Source organism: Brachyspira sp. SAP_772, assembly GCF_009755885.1.
Lineage (GTDB): Bacteria > Spirochaetota > Brachyspiria > Brachyspirales > Brachyspiraceae > Brachyspira.
The window spans coordinates 459,673-476,498 of record NZ_VYIX01000003.1 but is presented as its reverse complement, the minus strand read 5'-3'; the positions used below and the strand labels follow the sequence as shown (position 1 = coordinate 476,498).

Sequence of the window (16,826 nt, the reverse complement as noted above, 5' to 3'; positions counted from 1 at the left end):
TATGATTTATGATGATTTATGTATTGAATTAGATAAATTATCTTTATTTAAAGATGATAATAATAATGTAAAAAAAAGAAAGATAATAGACTATGCATCTTTAGCTATGGATTATAATAAAAATATAAATATAACAGGAGCTAAAGACATTCAGACATTTTTAGATGAGCATATTCTTGATTCACTTTTAGCTTTAGATGTATTTAGAGATTATGATAATATTATAGATGTTGGAAGCGGTGCGGGTTTGCCTTCTATTCCGCTTGCTATAATGTATAATGATAAAAAGTTTACACTATGCGAGTCTAAAAATAAAAAGTCTGATTTTCTAATTATAGCGAAAGAGAAATTGCATCTCACTAATATAAATGTTGTATCAAAGAATGTATATGAATTAAAAGAGAAATATGACACCATTACATCAAGGGCTTTTTCTGATATAAAAACTCTTATTAGAATATTTAAAAAAATAAAAACTAAAAATGCCTCTCTCATAGCATATAAGGGAAAACTTCAAACAATAGAAGAAGAGCTTAAAGAGATTAACGATATACATAAATATGATGTAAATATAGTGAAGTTAGCTTCGAAGGAAAAAGAAAGACATTTAGTGATAATAAGAGACAAATAGGATTATATCTAAAAAAGTATATTTTTAGAGTTTTTTATTTGTAGTTACTTTGCACACCGCTGTGCGTTCTTCGCAACATTCCAACTTCTTTTACAGAGTAAGTACGGTATTATCTTATTATATATTCCCAAGATATTAGCTATAGTACTTGCACTTTTTGCAACTTTGACGAAGTCCGCACAGCGAAGGCGGGAAAAAGTTGATAATATATTTATAAAAAATAAAAATTGACAAAATATAATTATTTTAGTAAATATATATTTTATTTATTAGAAAATATATTCTTTATATAATCATATGGAAGCATTGTGTTCTTATCTGTATAATAAAAATATCCAATTGATGCTGTGTCTTTTGAATATATTATAATGTCATTTGGTATATTTTTATTTGTGCTTACTATATTTATTTTATAGCCGTTTATATTTTTTTTCATTATGGGTATTATTTTATTTAGAGATATGCTATTGAAACTTTTTATAATAAAATCTATATCGTTTGTGTTTGTAATGTTTAGTATTTTATTTTCGTATTCTACAGTAATTTTTTCTACACTTTGAGGGTAGCAATTTATGCCGTTGATTGGTGTTTTGTACCATAGAAATAGAATGATAATAATAAATAATGGTATTAGGCTTATAAGTTTTTTTATATTTTCTTTCATAAATTATAATAAAAAATTAGCTTTGCATATATATTATTAATGCAAAGCTAATGTGAACATCAATTATAAATTATTTACCAAAAACAGCTTCATAATCTTTTTTGAATTTTTCTATACCTTGATCAGTAAGAGGGTGTTTAGTCATTTGTTCAATTACATTATAAGGTACAGTAGCAATATCAGCACCAGCCAAAGCACATTCTGTAACATGTATAGGGTGGCGAACACTTGCTGAAATTATTTCTGTTTCTATTGCATGAGTAGCAAAAATATCAGATATTGTTCTAATAAGTTCAAGTCCATCAGTAGATATGTCGTCAAGTCTTCCTAAGAAAGGTGAAACATAAGTAGCTCCTGCTCTTGCAGCAAGTAATGCCTGATTAGCAGAAAATATTAAAGTAACATTAGTTTTTATTCCTTCTTTAGATAATACTTTTACAGCTTTTAATCCTTCTACAGTCATAGGGATTTTTACTACCATGTTTTTATGTATTTTAGCTATCTCTCTTGCTTCAACTATCATATCTTCTGCTTTTACAGTAGTAGCTTTTACCTCTCCTGAAATAGGTCCATCAACTATTGTAGTAATTTCTTCTATTGTTTTTTTAAAATCTCTTCCCTCTTTTGCTATTAATGATGGGTTTGTGGTAACTCCGCATATAACACCCATATCATTAGCCTTTCTAATTTCATCAACATTAGCTGTGTCTATAAAAAATTTCATTACAATACTCCTATAAATATATTTTTATAGTATTAATTATATATTTAATTTTATTTAATTTCAATTTATTATATAATATATTTAATGATGTTGACTTTTTTGTTTTTTATTATAATCTAAAAAGCTATGAGATATTATATTATTTTGCTTATAATAATTATTAATAGTGCAGTTTTTTCAATGGTTTCTGTTGAAGGTAATGTAAATAAAAAAAGTATATATAAATGGCAGAATATAAAATATACTTTAACTTTTACAGGAGATGCTAATAGTTTTAAGGTAGAGGGTTTAGATGAAAACTCTATAAGTGATTTTGAGATAATAAACAAAAAAATAGAAAGCGAAACTATAGATAAAGAAAACTCTGATGTAAAAACTATATACAAAATAATATATACATTAAAGCCTATTAATAAAGGCAAATTAAAAATACCAGAATTAGAAGCTCGTTATTATGAGATTGAGAGGGGTAATAATTTAATACCAAATGAAGAGCCTTTGAGTGAATACAACATTAGAGTGTTTGGCAATTCATTTTTAATTATAATGATAGGGCAGTGGGTACTTATAGTTCTTATAGTATACTTATTATATAAATTTATAAAAAAACAGCATAAAAATTAAAATGGAGAGTTTATGACTAAGGATTTACAGGCTATTTCTGAGGCAGCTAATGCGGCACTAGATGTTGTGAATGCAGTAAAAGATGAAATTAAAAAAGTTATAGTTGGGCAAGAGAACATGATAGATAAACTTTTGCTTGGTATAATATGTGACGGGCATGTATTGCTTGAAGGAGTACCGGGACTTGCAAAAACACTTACAGTAAAAACTTTAGCTTCTACAATAGATGCTACTTTTAAAAGAATACAGTTTACACCGGATTTGCTTCCTGCAGATATTATTGGTACAGAAATATACGATATTAAAAATTCAGTTTTTTTGCCAAAGCAAGGTCCAATATTTTCAAACATCATACTTGCAGACGAGATAAACCGTTCACCTGCTAAAGTTCAATCTGCTTTGCTTGAAGCTATGGAAGAACATCAAGTCACAATAGGCGATAAAACATATAAGCTTCCAGAAGTGTTTTTAGTATTAGCTACTCAAAACCCAATAGAGCAAGAAGGTACTTATCCTTTACCAGAAGCACAGGTTGATAGATTTATGTTAAAGGTAATTGTTAAATATCCTCTAAAAAGCGAAGAGAAAACTATAATAAAAAATATGTCTTCTTCAAAACCAGAGGAAGTACAACCTATCACAACAATAGAAACTATAAACAAATTAAGAATATTAGCTAAACAAATATATATAGAAGATAAGTTATTAGACTATATAGTTAATATAATAGATGCAACAAGAAACCCAATAGAGTATAAACTTAAAGAGGAGTATATTGATTATGGAGCTTCTCCGAGGGCTGGTATATATCTTACAAAGGCAGCTAAGGCTAATGCTATGATGAACGGCAGAGGCTTTGTGATACCGGAAGATATTAGGGCGGTTGCTTATGAGGTTTTAAGACATAGAATTAGTGTAAGTTATGAGGCACAAGCTGAGAATGTAAGCAGCGATATGATTATAGAAGACCTTCTTTCAAACATCAATGTGCCTTAAAAACTATAGTATTTATTAAGTACTGAATTTTTTCTAAATAATAGATGTAATATCTTACTAATTTATATTTCAAATGTATAAAGCTAGATCATTTGCACTTTTTGGTTCTTTGACGAAGTCCGCACCGCGACCGAAGGGAGTGCCTGTGGGTGCGACCGAAGGGAGTCCTTAAAGGCGACCATAGGAAGTACCTTTAGGTATGGGTGCGAGCTGCAGGAAAAATAACAAGAAAAAATTAATATTATTATTTTAATATATTCTAAAATTTTTTAACTTTTTTATTTTAGTTATTTGCATGGCTTTGCACCCCTGCAAAGCGTGCCCGTAGGGTAGCACCCCACTTCTTTTTGTGTCCAAAGAAGCAAAAGAACTGCATTTTTATTATAAATTTTATAATTTAATTTTACATTAAAAGGCACTCCCCCGCACGACTAAGAAGTTATAATTAAAGCATAGCATTACCGTGCGGCAAGCTGGTACAGCTCGTACGCGGGAAAAAGAACAACAAAAAATATAGGTATTATTTTATATTTAATTCATATTTCAAATCTATAAAATTAAATTATTTTCACTTTTTTAAATCCTAAATAATACATAATTTAATATAAAAAAGTAATTTATAATTCTACAAAATAGTTTATAATTTAATATGAAAAAGTATTTTTTAATGTTATTTTTATATTATTTAAGGAGAAGCAAATGAAAAAAAATATATGTCTTTCTTCTATGTTTACAGTTTTATTGTTTTTAATTTTGTCTTGTTTTGTGGGCTGTAGTAAAAATGATGATAAAGAAGCTGATAAAATAAGAGTTGGTTATTTGGCAGATTTTTCTGGTACTTCGGCTGCTGCTATAGCAAAAGAAAAAGGTTTTTTCGAAGAAGAGAATTTAGATGTGGAATTAGTTAAATTTTTGAATGGTCCTTCTGAAGTTGATTCTATGCTTGCTGGTGATATACAATTTGCATATATAGGACATGGTGCTCATTCATTAGCTATACAAGGTAAAGTTAATATATTATTTCCTAATGGTTTGAGCAAGTCTGAACAAATTATTGTAGGCGAATGGGCTAGAGTTAATAATATCACTGATTTAAAAGGTAAAACTATAGGTACTCAGCTTGGAACTTCTGGTGATATACTTTTGGATATTGCTTTGAGAAAAGTTGGACTTACAAAAGATGATGTTAATATTATTAATATGAATGTTAATGAAATAGTATCTGCTATGGTACTTAAAAATGTTGATGCTGTTTCTATATGGGCACCTTATACTTTTGAAATATCTACACTTCTTGGACATGAAGTTACTGTACTAGCTTCTATTACTAATTATTTAGATGAAGCAGTATTTCCAAGCAGTTGGATAGTAACTCCTGATTATCAGAATAAAAATGAAGATATAGTTAATAGATTTTCAATGGCTATATTAAAGGCTATGGATTATAGAGCAAATAATATGGATGAAACTGTTCAGATAGTTGCTAAATTAAATGGAACACCTGTTGAGTCTGTTGTTTTAGAGAAGGAAACTGCTATATGGCTTGATGGCTCTGATGTAAAAAGTGCTTATACAGATGGAACAGCTATTAAATGGTATGAAGCTCAGCAGCAAATATTTTTAAACTCTAGAGTTATAAGTAGTCCTGTGGATATTAATAATTATGTACAAATTAGATATATGATAAATAATGTATTGTTGAAATAATTTTTTATTATTTTATGAAATATATTTTTATTAGCGATGTGTTTAAATATGCATCGCTTTTTTAATATGAGATATGTTATAAAATTATATATTTATTATATACTTAAAATTTGGTAGTTTTTTATTGTTTTCGGGGACTAGCCCCTGCACCCCACTTCTTTTGCGACCGAAGGGAGTGCCGGCGACCGAAGGAAGTGCCATTGTGGCGTGTCGCAAAGAACCAAAAGAACTGCATTTTTATTATAAATTTTATAATTTAATTTTACATTAAAAGGCACTCCCCCGCATGACTAAGAAGTTATAATTAAAGCATAGCATTACCGTGCAGCAAGCCCCCGACCGTAGGGAGTGCACAGCTAGGCGAGTAGTGTGGCAAGGTGGTACAGCTCGTACGCGGGAAAAAGAACAACAAAAAATTGACAAACTTATAATTTTTTAGTATATAATATATATATTATATTTAGGTGCTGCTCATGAAAAAAATTATATTAACTTTTTTATTTAGTTTTTTCTTTATAATAAATTGTAATGCAAAAGAGAATGAAAAAAATCCAGAAGAAAATATCATTGACCCAAACAAACTCACTCCGTTAGGTACTATAATATTAAACCCATATGATATAGCTCCATTATCTGCCTCTTATGTTATAAGCAATACAAACAATTACCCAATAACCGTAACTGTTAAAGGGCTATACAATGAACCTGATATAATTCACACCTATCCTGCTAATTACGGCAAAGAGTTTGAAATACATGGTCTTTTCCCAGAAGCTACAAACACAATCATTATAAATGATGCAGGAAGAGAGATTATAGAAAATCATTATATAAAAAAGATTTATCATGATAAGGTTTACATTGATTCAAAATATACTGTAGATATTAATAAACTTACAAACGATGACGGAAACAATCCTGAGTTATATTTTATTCAGTATTTTAATGGCTGGTATCCTACTGCTACTATAGGAATATCAAAAAATGGTTATGTGCGATATTTTATTAAAGGTGTTACTGCTTCAAAGATAGATATAGATGGCAATAAGTTTTTAATATATCCTATGTATGAAGGAAAAATTTATAATATGCTTGGGAAAGAGCTTGTAAAATATCCGAGCAATTCTCATCATGACACAATAAAAAAAGATGATAATTATATTTATTTATCTGCAAGCAAATGGGGGGGCGATGATGAGATTACAGAGATTGATTCTTCTGGAAATATAGTTAGGAAGATGGGTTTTGCTTCTATTATAAGAGATATAGTTCTTCCTAATAATGATAAAAATGAAATAAGAATATTAAACAGAATAGTATTTGATAAAGATAATATATTTGTAGATGAAAACGGCAAACAAAAATCTATAGATTGGTTTCATGCTAATTCACTTGTTTATGATAAAGAGACTGATATACTTTATATATCTTCAAGGAATTTAGGAGTATTTGCAATTGATTATAGCGATTGGAAACTTATATGGTGGTTTGCAGATGAAACCTTAAACACAAGAACAGGAAATGCATATGGTCAGATTCCTTATAAAGATAACTTTGGAGATTTGCCTTCATTGGATGCATATAGGGTAAAAGGAGATGCACTCACAGACGGACCGAAAAATCAGCATGCATTAATACTTTTTCCAAATGGTAATTTAGGAATGCTTGATAATCAGGGAGATGCCAACAGAAACTCTAAAGGCTCAAGGTATGTAGAATATAGTATTACAGGAGAGCATGGTTCTTATACAGCAATAAAAACAGATGAGTTTAGAGATGCTTCACTTTATTCGAGAATTACTTCGGATGCTGATATTGTAGGAAACAATTTACTTTTAACCTATGGTACTATAAGAACTGTATTAGAAGTAGATAAACAAACTAAAGAAGTTTTATTTAAAGCTAAGTTTGATATGCCGAAGTCTGAATTATATTATAGAGCAGACAAATTGCCTTTATATTATGAATCTGGAAGAGAGTACTGCGAAGACGCCAATCTAAAGAATTAATTATATATACTTATAGACTTTATAGCCTCTATGCATAATTCTTCATTTTCTTTTCCATTGTATGTAAACCATGCAAGAAGTGCTAGCTTTTTTGAAACAGCTACTACAGTAAATACATAATCATCATTACCCATAGATTTTTTGTATACAGCAGATTTTATATCTTTTATTTTTATATCTGTAAGGTCGCCTTTCTCTTCTTTTGTGACGTCCATTTGTTTTATAACATATTCCATTATAGCGTCAATTTCATCGTTTGCAAAAGAATATACCTGCATTGCAATGTATGTATGTATGTTTTTAAACTCTACTAAGGTTTTATCATCTCTGTAAATATTAAAACTCATAGGAAGAGAAATATTAAACCCGCCCGCAATAGAGTATCTTGCATATTCTTTTCTAAATCCAATATCAGTATTAACCATTTGAATATTATTTTGTTTATTAGTTTCTATAAATTTTGCTAAATTATCATCGTCCAAATAATACGCTATATCAGCAAGTATCTGCCAAGGATACGGCAATGTTTTATCTTTTTTATATGCTTCTTGAAAAGAGTAAATTATTTTTTTGTATGTATCTCTCTCTTTATCATCTATAATCTCTCTAAAAGGGAAATAAAGCCATATAATGCTATTTAAACTCTTAAACCAAAAGTCAGCATTAATCTCTTCATCATTCCAAATAAAAAACTCTCTTGCAAAATTATATTTATCTTCTAAAGGAGCATCAACCAAATTATGAAACCAAGACTTACCCCAATATCCCAAAGGAGAAAGTGCATAATATTCTTTTTCTATCATAGGATAATCATAAGGCATAGATATCATAAAGTTTGTAAACTCTTCATTAGCAAGCAAACTCTCTGAATATTCATTTAATGCCAAAGTAAAAAATGTTTTTAATTTATCAAAATCTCTTTCTTCAAAATAACCGCTATGGTCTTTATATGTTTCATCTTCTTCAAAAACAATATCTAATCTTCTAGAAATTCTATCGAGTACAGAAATTATAAATCTATGATACCCAGCACCAAAAGTACCGCTATTAATAGTTACATATAGTGTGCCTTCTTTATATTCAAAATACACAGGGTCAGAAGCTGGATGAAATGAATATATTAATGTGCTTGATTTATCTTCATCTAAGATAGAATATTCTGAAAGCATAACAAGCGGGTTAATATTTACTTCGTTTAGAGATGATACTATTGATTTAAATAGTCTATCTTTTGTAGGAAGAGCCCTATTAAATTTAGCACTAAGTAGAAACTCAATATTCATAACAATTTAAAGTATATATTATAATATCATATATAATAACATTTTTTATTAATATATCAATATACATTTTGTACTTGTTTTATTATGTAGCTATAAAATTGTATTTAAAATAATTTAAATATATATTTAAAAAGCAGCTACTATTATATTATTTGTATGTTGACAAAGTTAATATTTTGTAGTAGAATCAGTTACTATAAAAAGAAAGTAGGAAAATAATGAATAAATTTAAGAAACAAAATAAACCTCTTATCGTTTGGGAGTGTTAAATTATTTATTCATTAATTATATAGTTTAGCAATTTAAGAGCTCCCTTAAATATAGGGGGCTTTTTTATTTGAATATAATACATACATAAAAAATAGGAGTTACTGAAAAATGGAACATTACGGTTTATTCGGTATTATACCGCCGCTTTTGGCTATAATACTTGCACTTCTTACTAAAGAGGTAATAATCTCTTTAACAGTTGGTATACTTTCTGGTACTTTAATACTCGCACATGGCAACATATTTACTGCTATTACTATATTTACAGATAAAGTTGCTGCTATGACTGGAGATTCTTGGAATGTGAGAATACTTTTATTTTGTGCTTTGCTTGGGGCATTTGTCAGCATGCTTTCAAAAACAGGTGCCACTAAGGCTTTTGGTTTATGGGCTAGCAAATACCTTAAAACTAAAAAGAGTGTATTAATATTTACTTGGTTTTTTGGACTTATTATATTTATAGATGATTATTTTAATAGTCTTTCTGTGGGTACTGTAATGCGTCCTGCTTTTGATGAAAAAAAGATTTCTAGGGCTAAACTTGCTTATATATTAGATTCTACTGCTGCTCCTGTTTGTATACTTGCACCTATATCTACTTGGGTTGTAACGGTTATGAGTTATATTAGAGATTCTGAAGGGTTTGAATCTTTGAATATGAGTGAGTTTATATTCTTTATAAAGATGATACCATATTCAGTTTATCCGCTTTTAGCTTTGGCTTTTGTAGTATTAATTTCTTTATTTTTTAAAGATTTCGGACCTATGAAAAGAAGTGAAGATGATGCGGCTAACGGCAAATTATTTAATGAAGATTTATACGGTGCTTGTCCGGGTAATTTAGAGACTATATCTGGAGACAGTGCTAAATGGTATGACATGGTTATAGCAATAGTAGTATTAATATTGGCTTGTATAGCAATGTTCCCTATTACTACATACATGGGATTAGTTGGCTCTGACGGTATAGAGACTTTATCTCAGGCTTTCAGCAGCACAACTGTTACAAATGCTTTTATACAAACAGATGCTTCTAAGGCTTTATTTTATGGTGCAGTTATTTCTCTTATGATAATGTATATTTATTATGTGGCAAGAAGACTTTTAACTGTTCGCTCTGCTGGCAATGCCATAATGGAAGGTATAAAATCTATGGTACCTGCTTTGGTGGTATTAGCTTTAGCTTGGACTATTGGTAATGTTATAAAATCATCACCTGAAGAGGGCGGTTTAGGTTTAGCTTCTTTCCTATCAGAGGTTGTTAAAGGAGGCGGTTTCCCTCTTTGGATACTTCCTGCTATTGGTTATTTGCTTGGTTGTGTTATAGCCTTCTCTACTGGAACAAGCTGGGGTACTTTTGCTATACTTATTCCTATAGTAATACCTATTGCTACAGGTCTTGCTAATGCTAATGGTTATACAGGTGATCAGCTTTTGAATGTACTTCTTATTAGTGTAGGTTCTTTGGTATCTGGTGCGGTATTTGGCGACCATTGTTCTCCTATATCTGATACTACTATACTTTCTTCTACTGGAAGTAACTGTCCTTTACTTGAGCACGTTAGCACACAGCTTCCTTATGCAAGTTTGGTAGCTATTGCTTCATTTGTAGGTATTATAGTTGGAGGTATTACTTTAAATCCTTTAATAGCTTTATTAACAGGATTTGTAATAATGTGCATAATGGCAATATTGGCACCTAAGTTTTATGAAAAAAGATTTGTTGATATGAAAAAATAATAATATATTTAATTTTGATATTTGGATATTAATTTATTAAATAATCATAAAATATGTGTATTGAATTTTTTTCATAAATCTATATAATTAAATTCGAAGTATAAACTAATCATTTAGTTTTAATAATTCAATTTTAGTATTAAATTGGAGGATTTTTAATGAGTTCTATAGAAGAATTAGAAAAAAAAGCTAAAAAATGCAGACAAATTTTTCTTCAAATGGTATATGATGCAAAAGGGGTTGCACATATAGGCGGATCTTTATCTGCTATGGATATGGCTGTTGCTGTATACGACAAATATATTGATCTTAAAGACAGTAATAGGGTTCGTTTTGTATTATCTAAAGGTCACGTTGTTGTTATGCAATACGCTATATTAGCTAATCTTGGAATTATACCTATGGAAGAGCTAAAAACATTAAAACATATTAATAGCCATCTTCAAGGGCACCCAGATGTTAATAAGATACCAGAAACAGAGATGAATACAGGTCTTTTAGGTCAGGGTTTAGCTGTTGCTATGGGTATGGCTTATGCTAGAAAATTCAATAATAACCCTAAAAAAATATTTGCTTTATGCGGTGATGCTGAACTTCATGAAGGTCAGATTTGGGAGACTGTTCAGCAGGCTGCTCATTTTAAATTAGATAATTTAGTAGCTATTATAGATAATAATGGCTTATCTTCACATGACCCTGTTAATGAAGTTATTAATTTAGGCTCTTTAGAAGATAAGTTTACTAGTTTTAATTGGAATGTTATAACAGTAAAAGATGGAAACAATATGAAAGAAGTTGTTGAAGCCTTAGATAAATTAGATAAATTAAGCGGAAAACCTGTTGCTATTATAATGAAAACAGTAAAAGGTAAAGGTGTTTCTTTCTTGGAAAATAACCCTAATTGCCATTCTTTAACTATAAGTGATAAAGATTTTGAGCAAATAAAAAAAGATTTAGATATGTAATAAAAAAGGGGACTAATATTTATGATAAACATAGAAAAAACTTCTGCTCCTAGAGCGGTAATAGGTAAACATTTAACTAGTTTAATAGAAAAAAACAATCAGATAATAGTAATAGACAATGATTTAGGTACATCAACATCTGCTTATGATGTAACTAAAACTTTTCCAAAAAATTATTGGGAATTAGGTATTGGTGAGCAGAGTTCTTTAAGTGCTGCTACTGGTTTAGCATTAGAAGGAATGTATCCTGTATATGTTAATTTCGCTATATTTGCAAGCGGTACTGTATGGACTCAAATTAGACAAGCTGCTTATACTAAAGCTAATCTTAAAATAATAGCTACTCACCCCGGTTTAGATGCTGGTCCTGACGGTGCAAGCCATCAAGCTACACAAGATATGGCTATAATACGTTGTATACCAAATATGAATCTGCTTCTTCCTCTTGATGAAAATGATGTTAAATCTGCTATTAATTATGCTTTCAATAACAAAGGGCTTTATTATATAAGAGTATCAAGAGAGCCTGTACCTATTATTTATAACTCTCCTGAAGAGGCTAATTTTGATATTACAAATAAAGAAATAGCTAAAACTGGTGATGATGTGGCATTATTTTTTGATGGTTCTTCTTTTGAACAGGCTGTTGATGCTGTTAATTTATTAGAAAAAAATAATATTACTTATCGTTTAATACATGTTCGTTCTTTAAAACCTTTGGATACTAAAAACATTGTAGAAAATGCTAAACAAGTTAAATGTGTTGTAACTTTAGAGAATCATAGTGTTATAGGCGGTTTAGGAAGTGCTGTAGCTGAGGTGCTTGCTGAGTATAAAGATGTTGCTCCTTTAAAAATAGTAGGATGCAGAGATACTTTCACTGAATCTGGTAAATCTACAGAATTAAAAGTAAAATATGGTGTATCTGGAGAAAATGTTTTAAGTAAAGTAAAAGAAGTAATTAAATAATAATTGATAGTTTTATATAAAATATTAAAGAGCATCATAAATAATATTATGTATGCTCTTTTTTTATATTTTTTACTATATATATTGAAGATTTGTTTTTTATAAGATATAAAAAATTAATGTATATTGACTTGCAAAGTTGATTATATCATAGTATTATATTAAAAAATATTATGTTAATTGGTGTATAATGGTTACTAAAGATAAAACTGTAAAAAAGAAAAAATCAAAACTTAAAAAATTTTTAATAAGTGTGTTTATTGTTGTGCTTTTAATCTCTGCAGTTGGGGGAATAGTAGTTAGTCTTTATGTTGGAAATATATATAAAGACTGGGTTTCCAAAAGAGATCAAAGTATGGCTATGCTTGAGGAATATTACAATATAATAGTAATAAGAGGAAATGAAAAGAGAATAAGATATTTTAACCCTCTAAACCCTTTTGGGGATTCACCTCCTACAAAGATTTATGATAAAAACAATATACTCATAGGGGAATATATGCCTCCTGCTTATGAGGTTGTAAATGTTGATGATATTAACCCTCTATTAGAAAAAACACTTCTTTTAATGGAAGATCAGAAATTCTATTCGCATAATGGTATAAACTATTTTAGGTCTGCATATTTGGCAATACAAACTATTCTAACAAGAAGGATAGTAGGAGGAGGCTCTACTCTCACACAGCAATTAGCAAAGTTGTTATTTACAAAAAGTGAGAGAACCATAGAGAGAAAGTTATTTGAAATGTTTGCTGCAAGAGAGATAGAGGCTAAATATACAAAAAAAGAAATACTAGCTATGTATTTTAATACTGTTTATTTGGGTGATGGAAATTATGGTTTTGAGGCGGCTGCTAATTATTATTTTCAGAAGCCTTTAAGGCAGTGCAGATTATTAGAATTTGCTATAATGGTTGGCATGCTTCCTAACCCTACATACTACTCTATAGTAAATAATCCAGACAACAGCAGAAAAAAAGTTGAACAAATTTTATCAAGACTCGTTAAAAATAAAGTTATAGATGAAAACACTAAAAATGCAGAATTAGAACTATTTGACCAAAAATATACAAACATTAGCAAACAAGTTAAAGGTGCTCAGTGGAAAATGACTGTAAACAGAACACCCTATGCTAATGAATATGTAAGACAAGAATTATTAAACTATTTTAATAAAGATGAACTTGCTTTATCTGGTCTTAAAATATACACAACAATAAATGAAAGATATTATAGAGTGGCAGATGCTGTAATGAAAGAAAAGATAAGAAATCTTCAAGCATCTACTTCCAACAGAAGCTATCAAGGTGCAATGGTTTCCATAGACCCTAAAACAGGCGGCATACTTGTAATGATAGGAGGAGATGGGTACACATTGCAAAACCAGTTTAATAGGGCAGTGCAGGCAAGAAGACAAATAGGAAGTGTAATAAAACCTTTTATATATTTGTATGCATTTGAAGGTGGAGCTCAGCCTTTTTCTACTATGCTTGACACCAATTACAGCTACCCTCAAGGACCGGGTAAGCCAGCATATTCCCCTAGAAACTTTAATAGAAGATATATGGGCGAAATTACTTTAGAAACTGCTCTAACAAAATCTATCAATACTGTTGCTGTTAAATTATTAAATGATATTGGTCTTACTTATTTTGTTGATCATTCCAGAGAGTTTTTTGGAAATGATGCATATATACCAAATGCATTATCTATTGGTTTGGGTACTATAGAGATGAGTCCTTTAGATTTGGCTACTGCTTATGGCGGGCTTGCTAATAATGGCACAAGATACAACAACTATATAGTGGATAAAGTAATAGATATAGATGGAAATGAATTAAGCGTAACTGCTCTTGCAGATAGAACTCCAAAAAAAATAAGTTCAACTTCACAAGCATCATATTATTTTTTAAACTCTACTCTTCAAAAAGTAATAGCTCCCGGAGGAACAGCATACAGAAGTGCTAGTACATATGGTTTTCAAAGTCCTTCATATTCTGCTAAAACAGGTACTACAAGCGAGCATAGAGATAACTGGTTTGTTGCCTATAATGATGAGATTGTAACTGTTACTTGGATTGGAAGCGATAGAAATGACGTTCTTCCTAATAATGTTACAGGAGGAGCTACTACGGCTTTGGCTACATTTCAATATTTAGATGCAATTACTCCTTTAGATAAAAGAGAGTTTCATTGGAAGGTGCCGGAAGATGTATTTATTGTAGAGATTTGTCAGGATTCTGGTTTGCCTAGAAATCATACTTGTATTAATACAACCCCTCTTACCGTTGGTGGAAATATAGACCTTAGTACTCAATGTAATATTGACCATATAAGAAGTGCAACTAGAAGAAACAATAATAATGATATAACTAATATGGCAGATGAAGAAGAAGAAGATTATTATTATGCTCCATTAGATGAAAATAATGCTTATACAAATGAAAATAGAAATACTACAGAGAATAATAATAATATTTATACTCTTCCAGAAGAAGTGATATATGACCCTACTGTTGGAAATATAAGAAGCTAAATATTATAACTTGAATGTATTGATATATATTCCTGACTTATATCTGTAAAATAATAATAGTCTTCAAACTTTGTATTATATCCGCAATCTAATATAATATGATGTTCATTTTTATCTTTATTTAAACTATTATTTAATATTTTTAATTCATCTTGATTTTCATTTATTTTTCCGTTTTTGTAAATGCTGATACCATCTACTGTGATAGACATTTTATCTATATTAACATTCATATTTCCTATGGTTGACAATAATTTACGATGTTCTATTTCATTTGATATAAATAAAATTTTAACAAGATTAGACTTTGATATTTTGCTTGCTATTTCAAAGGCATCTTTTTGAGTTTTAGCTTTCTTTACAGATACCATAATAGTTTTACTCATTCCCTCACCGTCTAATAGTATCATCTTAGATATAACAGCACATATCTCTTCTAATTTTTGCTGCAGCTCTAAAAATAGTTTTTTGTTTTTTTCATTAATGGGTTTATTTTCTAATGCACCATTTGCCATTATCAAAGCCATATCATTAGTTGATGTTTCTCCATCTATTGATATTCTATTTAATGTATGTTCCACTGCATATTTAAAAGCTTTGTTTAAAGTTTTTTTTTCAACATTTAAATCTGTAAATATAAATAATAATACAGTAGCCATGTTAGGGTGAACTATTGAGCTTCCCTTAGCTATTGCCAAAAAATTTGCTGTTTTATCTTCTATTTGAAATTGTGTTTTATATACTTTGTCTATTCTATCTCTTGTTTGAATTGCTTTTATGATGTTTTCATCAAAACCAGTATTTAATTTTGCATTAGTAATTGCATTTTTTATTTTTTCTACTTCCAAAGGAACTCCTATGATACCAGTGGAAGCCATCATCATGTTTTCTTTTTTACATTTAAAAATATTACTACAATGTTTGGCTATATCTAATACATCTTGATAGCCTTTTTTTCCAGTAAGAGAATTAGCTGATTTACTATTTACTATTAATAATTCAATTTTGTTTTTATCATTATTTTTAGAAAATTGTATAGGAGCTGCTTGTAATTTATTTTGTGTATATAATGCAGACACTGTGCTTGGAAGTTCACTTTTTATTATTGCGAGATCATAATCATTATTTTTTAGCCCTGCTTTTATTGCCGCGGAAGAAAATCCCTTAGGCATATTATACATTAAATAAATCCTCCTCTTCAGGATCAGAATCGTCTTCTACTTTTTTTACTTTTCTGTTTTCGTAATTTATTCTCTTTCTTACAAAAAGTTTAGTGCCTTTAGAATTCTTTCTCTCTTGTATGATACCAAAAGTACCAGAGCCTAAATAAACTATTTTATCATTTTCTTCCATTTCTTCTTCATTACTACTTTTTATTTCTTTTAATATACATTCAAAATGGGCTAGTTTATTTGTAGCATTATGTGTTATAGCTTCTTCTGGTATATATATAGGTTCATTACATATAGGACATATTGCCTTCTCTGATTTATCTTTCATCTTATTGCTAAGATATATCTTTTCATATTCTTCTATAGTTTTTTTGTTTCTATATTGATTATGATTATTTTTTTTTCTGTTATTGTAAGAATTATCTTTTTTTTTCTTATTGTGAAAATTATTATAATTATTTTTAAATCTATTATTATTGTTATTTCTTTCTGCCATTACAAAACCTACGATTAGAAGCAATATTAATATTATTATA

The 16,826-nt window shown here is 29.3% G+C and carries 14 protein-coding genes; 9 read left to right on the top strand and 5 right to left on the bottom strand.

Annotated elements, in window-relative coordinates; all coding sequences use genetic code 11:
* Position 1: 1 nt before the first annotated feature.
* Entirely contained in the window at positions 2–631 is a 630-nt protein-coding gene (gene rsmG / locus GQX97_RS11915) for a 16S rRNA (guanine(527)-N(7))-methyltransferase RsmG (RefSeq protein WP_157152152.1), read from the top strand.
* A 262-nt stretch (positions 632–893) separates the two neighbouring features.
* Here rsmG and GQX97_RS11910 read toward each other — a convergent pair whose 3' ends face one another.
* Together GQX97_RS11910 and fsa are read right to left on the bottom strand one after the other, a co-directional pair.
* Positions 894–1,295 carry a hypothetical protein gene (locus tag GQX97_RS11910; RefSeq protein ID WP_157152151.1) on the bottom strand — a complete coding sequence of 134 codons (402 nt, stop codon included), beginning with the start codon at positions 1,293–1,295 and terminating at the stop codon, positions 894–896.
* A gap of 70 nt (positions 1,296–1,365) precedes the next feature.
* Positions 1,366–2,019, bottom strand: coding sequence for a fructose-6-phosphate aldolase (fsa, locus tag GQX97_RS11905; protein WP_157152150.1), 654 nt, complete (start codon positions 2,017–2,019; stop codon positions 1,366–1,368).
* Positions 2,020–2,199: 180 nt separating this feature from the next.
* Here fsa and GQX97_RS11900 point away from each other — a divergent pair, with 180 nt between their 5' ends.
* The 4 genes from GQX97_RS11900 (at position 2,200) to GQX97_RS11885 (ending at position 7,355) form a co-directional block, all read left to right on the top strand.
* Complete coding sequence (locus tag GQX97_RS11900) at positions 2,200–2,643, top strand: BatD family protein (protein ID WP_157152149.1); 444 nt, start codon at positions 2,200–2,202, stop codon at positions 2,641–2,643.
* 12 nt (positions 2,644–2,655) lie between these two features.
* Positions 2,656–3,639 carry a MoxR family ATPase gene (locus GQX97_RS11895; protein WP_157152148.1) on the top strand — a complete coding sequence of 328 codons (984 nt, stop codon included), beginning with the start codon at positions 2,656–2,658 and terminating at the stop codon, positions 3,637–3,639.
* A gap of 699 nt (positions 3,640–4,338) precedes the next feature.
* Positions 4,339–5,346, top strand: a complete 1,008-nt coding sequence (locus GQX97_RS11890) for an ABC transporter substrate-binding protein (RefSeq protein ID WP_157152147.1) — start codon at positions 4,339–4,341, stop codon at positions 5,344–5,346.
* 473 nt (positions 5,347–5,819) lie between these two features.
* On the top strand, positions 5,820–7,355 hold the full coding sequence (locus GQX97_RS11885) for an aryl-sulfate sulfotransferase (RefSeq protein ID WP_157152146.1): 1,536 nt from the start codon (positions 5,820–5,822) through the stop codon (positions 7,353–7,355).
* Here GQX97_RS11885 and GQX97_RS11880 read toward each other — a convergent pair.
* On the bottom strand, positions 7,352–8,638 hold the full coding sequence (locus tag GQX97_RS11880) for a hypothetical protein (protein WP_157152145.1): 1,287 nt from the start codon (positions 8,636–8,638) through the stop codon (positions 7,352–7,354). The two genes, GQX97_RS11885 and GQX97_RS11880, sit on opposite strands and share 4 nt — an antisense overlap.
* A 378-nt stretch (positions 8,639–9,016) precedes the next feature.
* Here GQX97_RS11880 and GQX97_RS11875 point away from each other — a divergent pair, with 378 nt between their 5' ends.
* From GQX97_RS11875 to GQX97_RS11860, 4 genes are all read left to right on the top strand, one after another.
* On the top strand, positions 9,017–10,648 hold the full coding sequence (locus GQX97_RS11875; RefSeq protein ID WP_157152144.1) for a Na+/H+ antiporter NhaC family protein: 1,632 nt from the start codon (positions 9,017–9,019) through the stop codon (positions 10,646–10,648).
* A 158-nt stretch (positions 10,649–10,806) separates the two neighbouring features.
* Positions 10,807–11,613: a transketolase gene (locus tag GQX97_RS11870; protein WP_157152143.1), complete on the top strand. Its 807-nt coding sequence runs from the start codon at positions 10,807–10,809 to the stop codon at positions 11,611–11,613.
* A 21-nt stretch (positions 11,614–11,634) separates the two neighbouring features.
* Positions 11,635–12,582 carry a transketolase family protein gene (locus GQX97_RS11865; protein ID WP_157152142.1) on the top strand — a complete coding sequence of 316 codons (948 nt, stop codon included), beginning with the start codon at positions 11,635–11,637 and terminating at the stop codon, positions 12,580–12,582.
* A gap of 190 nt (positions 12,583–12,772) precedes the next feature.
* A complete protein-coding gene (locus GQX97_RS11860; protein ID WP_157152141.1) occupies positions 12,773–15,118 on the top strand; it encodes a transglycosylase domain-containing protein in 2,346 nt (781 codons plus the stop codon).
* Here GQX97_RS11860 and GQX97_RS11855 read toward each other — a convergent pair.
* Positions 15,115–16,299, bottom strand: coding sequence for a bifunctional ornithine acetyltransferase/N-acetylglutamate synthase (locus tag GQX97_RS11855; RefSeq protein WP_157152140.1), 1,185 nt, complete (start codon positions 16,297–16,299; stop codon positions 15,115–15,117). The two genes, GQX97_RS11860 and GQX97_RS11855, sit on opposite strands and share 4 nt — an antisense overlap.
* Entirely contained in the window at positions 16,292–16,786 is a 495-nt protein-coding gene (locus GQX97_RS11850) for a hypothetical protein (protein ID WP_157152139.1), read from the bottom strand. The genes GQX97_RS11855 and GQX97_RS11850 overlap by 8 nt, the downstream gene beginning before the upstream one ends.
* Positions 16,787–16,826: the final 40 nt, after the last annotated feature.